Here is a 3,860-nt window from a genome sequence, read left to right as displayed (position 1 = left end):
TGTCGCTGTTGTTGAACGCCCCGCCGCCGAGTATGATCCCCGTCCACCGAGCCAGGTCGACCTCGCCCTGCGGCTCGAGCTCGGGCCGGTGCCGGTGCAGGTGCGCCGGGTCGAGGCGGGCGTAGCGGCGCACGGCGGCGAACTCGTCGTCGGCGGCGTCGTCCTCGGCGCGCGTGCCGAGGAACAGGAACGGCTTCACGGCCCGGACCCCGGGGCTGCGGTGGGGAGGCTCAGGACTCGGGGGTGATGTGGGTCCAGGGCCGGCTCAGCTCGAAGCGCCGCCCGGAGATCTCGCTGACCCGGATCTCCACCACGTTGTACTTCAGGGTCGGCACCCAGGGCCGCAGCGGCACGTTCTCCGCACGGTGCTCCTCGTCCTCCTCGAGCTCGCGGGCCGTGCCCCGGATGATCACGCTGGTGGCCTGGTGCTCGTCGTACTGGTCGACCTCGAAGGCGATGTCGGGGTTCATCACGACCGCCAGCAGCTTGGAGCCCTCGGCGGTGCGGAACAGCAGGGTGTCGCCGTCCACGGCGTAGTTGATCGGCGTGATGTGCACCTGGTCGGCGAGGTGGAACGCGAGGTGACCGAACTCCCGGGTGCCCAGGAATTCCCAGCACTCCTCGGTCGTCATCACGGTGACGGGGTTCTCTTCGCTCATCGGCTCTCCTCGCGTGCTGACCCGGTCGATGCGTTCGAACCTACGATCCCACGCCCGCGTGGGGAAGGGGCGACCGGGCCACCCGGTGGGCGGTCCCCGAGGCGGGCCGGTCGTCGGGGCGGCACCCTCACCCGGCGGGCAGCACCCGGCGCAGGAACCGCCGGGTGCGCTCCTCCCGGGGGTCGCTGAAGATCTCCGCCGGCGGCCCCTGCTCGAGGATCCGCCCCCCGTCCAGGAAACAGACCCGGGTGGCCACGTCCCTCGCGAAGCCCATCTCGTGGGTGGCCAGCACCATCGTGGTGCCCTCGGCGGCCAGGTCCCGCACGATGCTGAGCACCTCCCCGACCAGCTCGGGGTCCAGCGCCGCAGTGATCTCGTCGAGCAGCAGCAGCGCCGGCCGGGTCGCCAGCGCCCGGACCAGCGCGACCCGCTGCTGCTGCCCTCCGGAGAGCCGGTCGGGGTGGGCGTCGGCCTTGTCGGCCAGGCCGAACCGCTCCAGCAGCTCGCGGGCCTGCTGCTCGGCCTCGCGCCGGCCCAGCCCGTGCACCTTGCGCGGGGCCAGCACGACGTTGTCCAGGACGGTGAGGTGCGGGAAGAGGTTGTAGGCCTGGAACACCATCCCCATCCGGCTGCGTACCTCCCGCCGGTTCACCGCGGGGTCGGAGACCTCCACGCCCTGGAACCGGATCACCCCGTCGTCGACGTCCTCGAGCAGGTTCACGCAGCGCAGCAGGGTGGACTTGCCGGACCCCGACGAGCCGATCAGGCAGGTCACGTCCCCGGGCGAGACCGTCAGGTCGATGTCGGCCAGCACCACCTTGCCGGAGTAGGTCTTGCGCAGCCCCTCGACCTCGAGCAGCGGTGCGGCGGTGCTCACAGGGCACCCGCCCGCTCCCGCTCGGCCATCCGCCGCTGCAGCCAGTCGGTGAACCGGGCCAGCGGGATGGTCAGCAGCACGAAGAACCCCGACACCACGACGTACGGCGTGTAGTTGAAGTGGTAGTTGCCGTAGTCGCGTGCGGTGAACACGGCGTCGAACAGGGCGACCGAGGAGACCAGGGCGGTGTCCTTCTGCAGCGACACGAAGTCGTTGAGCAGCGGCGGGATGACCCGGCGGACGGCCTGGGGCACGACCACGTGCCGCATGGTCTGCGCCCGGCTGAGGCCCAGCGCCTCCGCGCTGGCGACCTGGGAGGGGTGGATCGACTCGATGCCGGAGCGGAACACCTCGGCGACGTAGGCGCCGTAGGACAGCACCAGCGCCATCAGCGACCAGAAGAACAGGCTGTTCGGCACCCCTTGGAGCCGCAGCGCCGGCATGCCGAAGCCGAACATCAGCACCAGCAGGATCGTGGGGATCCCCCGGAACAGGTCGGTGTAGAGCACCGCCAGGACCCGGACCGGGACCAGCCAGGGGGAGCGCGCGATCCGCGCCAGCGCTACGGACAGGCCGAGCAGGAGGATCATCGGCTCGGCGAGCAGGAACAGCTTGACGTTGTAGGTGAGGAACGCGTCCCAGATCAGCGGCAGGGACGCCCGGGCGTGCTCGACGTTGAAGAACAGCTGCTGCACGCGGTCCCAGCCCGGCGAGGCCAGCACCGCCGCGACGAGCGCGGTGAAGACGGCGACCGTCGCGAGGCTCGCGATGAGCACGGACCGGCGGCGCAGGGAGCGCCGCGCCGCCCGCCGCTCGAGCTCCCGGTCACTGGGCTGCCAGACCTCGCTCACCGACGGCTCGGCTCACTGGAGCTCGGGGACCCCGACGGTGTCGGAGAGCCACTGCTGCTCGATCTGGTCGAGCGTGCCGTTCTCACGCAGCGCCGCGAGCGCCTGGTTGACGCAGGGCACCAGCGGGCTGCCCTTCTCGAAGAGCATCCCGAACTCCTCCTGCTCCCCGCTCTCCGGCTGGAACTGGCCGACGATCGTGCCCTTCGGGATCTCCACCGCGGTGATGTAGAAGGCGGTGGGCAGGTCGGCCAGGATCGCGTCGACCTGGTCGTTGAGCAGGGCCTGCTTGGCGGCGTTGGTGTCCTCGAAGACCAGCGGGTCGGTCTCGGGCTTGATGACGTCACGGATCGCGGTGAGCGAGGTGGTCCCGGTCTGGGCACCCAGCCGCAGCCCGGCGAGCTCCTCGAGGCTGGCGGCGTCCGCGGCGGGCGAGCCCTTCAGCGCGATGACCGCCTGCGCGGCCTGGTAGTAGCCGTCGGAGAAGTCCACCACCTGCGCCCGCTCCGGGGTGATCGAGATCTGGTTGATGTCGAGGTCGAAGTCCTTGGCGCCGGGCTTGTAGGAGGTGTTGAACGGCACCTTCACCCAGGTGACCTGGTCGGCGGTGAACCCGAGCTGCTCGGCCACGGCGTAGGCGACCGCCGACTCGAACCCCTTGCCGTTGCTGGGGTCGTTGTCCACGAACCACGGCTCGTACGCCGGCGAGTCGGTGCCGACAGTGAGCGTGCCCGGGGTCATCGTGGCGAGGTTCTCGGTGGCGCAGGCGTCGGCCGAGGCGCTCGGGCTGGCGCCCGCGTCGGTCGTGGTGTCGTCCTCGGGCGCGCAGGCGACGGCGGCGAGGAGGAGCGGGGTGGCCAGGAGCAGGGCGGAACGATGCAGTCGCATGCGCGCATCCTAGGCGACGGCATCCCGGCGACTACTGGTGAGTACGCCGCACCAGGCACGTCGTACGCACCAGTAGCCGGCGAGGGGCCGGTGAGACGCAGGTCGCATTGCAACTCGTTGCATAGCCTGGTTACCCTCCGGGCGTGGCCCTCGAACACGCGCTGCTGGTGGCCCTCAGCGAGCGCCCCGCCTCGGGACTGGACCTGGCCCGCCGCTTCGACCGGTCGATCGGCTTCTTCTGGCACGCCACCCACCAGCAGATCTACCGGGTGCTGGCCCGGATGGACGCCGACGGCTGGGTGCGCGCACGCGCCGTCGCGCAGAGCGGGCGGCCGGACAAGAAGGTGTACGCCGTGGCGCCGGCCGGCCGGCAGGCGCTGGCCGACTGGCTGGCCGCGCCCACGCCCACCGAGCCGCTGCGCTCCGAGCTCGCGGTCAAGCTCCGCGGCGCCTCCTTCGGCGACCGGGCCGCGGTCCTGGCCGAGGTCGCCCGGACCCTCGCCGACCACCCGGCCCGGCTGCGCCACTACCAGCACCCCGCCCAGCGCGACCACGTGCTGACCGCCCTGCCGCGGATCCCGGCCGCCA

At 71.6% G+C, this 3,860-nt stretch carries 5 protein-coding genes and 1 pseudogene; 1 reads left to right on the top strand and 5 read right to left on the bottom strand.

Features of this window, described 5'->3' with window-relative positions:
* The 5 genes and pseudogenes from PLP61_RS15515 to PLP61_RS15495 all read right to left on the bottom strand — a co-directional run.
* Positions 1 to 199, bottom strand: a pseudogene (locus PLP61_RS15515) (glutamine amidotransferase); the annotation flags it as partial.
* A gap of 31 nt (positions 200 to 230) precedes the next feature.
* Entirely contained in the window at positions 231 to 659 is a 429-nt protein-coding gene (locus tag PLP61_RS15510) for a pyridoxamine 5'-phosphate oxidase family protein (RefSeq protein ID WP_324503660.1), read from the bottom strand.
* 127 nt (positions 660 to 786) lie between these two features.
* The gene (locus tag PLP61_RS15505) at positions 787 to 1,536 is read right to left on the bottom strand and encodes an amino acid ABC transporter ATP-binding protein (protein WP_324503659.1); all 750 of its coding nucleotides are present in this window, start codon (positions 1,534 to 1,536) and stop codon (positions 787 to 789) included.
* Positions 1,533 to 2,387 (bottom strand): amino acid ABC transporter permease, encoded by an 855-nt coding sequence (locus PLP61_RS15500; RefSeq protein WP_324503658.1) that lies wholly within the window; start codon positions 2,385 to 2,387, stop codon positions 1,533 to 1,535. Before PLP61_RS15500 ends, PLP61_RS15505 begins: the two co-directional genes overlap by 4 nt.
* Before the next feature lie 12 nt (positions 2,388 to 2,399).
* Positions 2,400 to 3,272: an ABC transporter substrate-binding protein gene (locus tag PLP61_RS15495; protein ID WP_324503657.1), complete on the bottom strand. Its 873-nt coding sequence runs from the start codon at positions 3,270 to 3,272 to the stop codon at positions 2,400 to 2,402.
* A 143-nt stretch (positions 3,273 to 3,415) separates the two neighbouring features.
* Here PLP61_RS15495 and PLP61_RS15490 point away from each other — a divergent pair.
* Positions 3,416 to 3,860 (top strand): PadR family transcriptional regulator (locus tag PLP61_RS15490; RefSeq protein ID WP_324503656.1); only part of this gene is annotated, 445 nt, incomplete at its 3' end.

Source organism: Nocardioides sp. (assembly GCF_035429765.1).
GTDB lineage: Bacteria > Actinomycetota > Actinomycetes > Propionibacteriales > Nocardioidaceae > Nocardioides.
This window is presented reverse-complemented; position numbering and strand designations above follow the sequence as displayed.

Coding starts and splice junctions, on each gene's coding strand:
- PLP61_RS15510 (WP_324503660.1), bottom strand. CDS start 659: ATGAGCGAAGAGAACCCCGTCACCGTGATGACGACCGAGGAGTGCTGG.
- PLP61_RS15495 (WP_324503657.1), bottom strand. CDS start 3,272: ATGCGACTGCATCGTTCCGCCCTGCTCCTGGCCACCCCGCTCCTCCTC.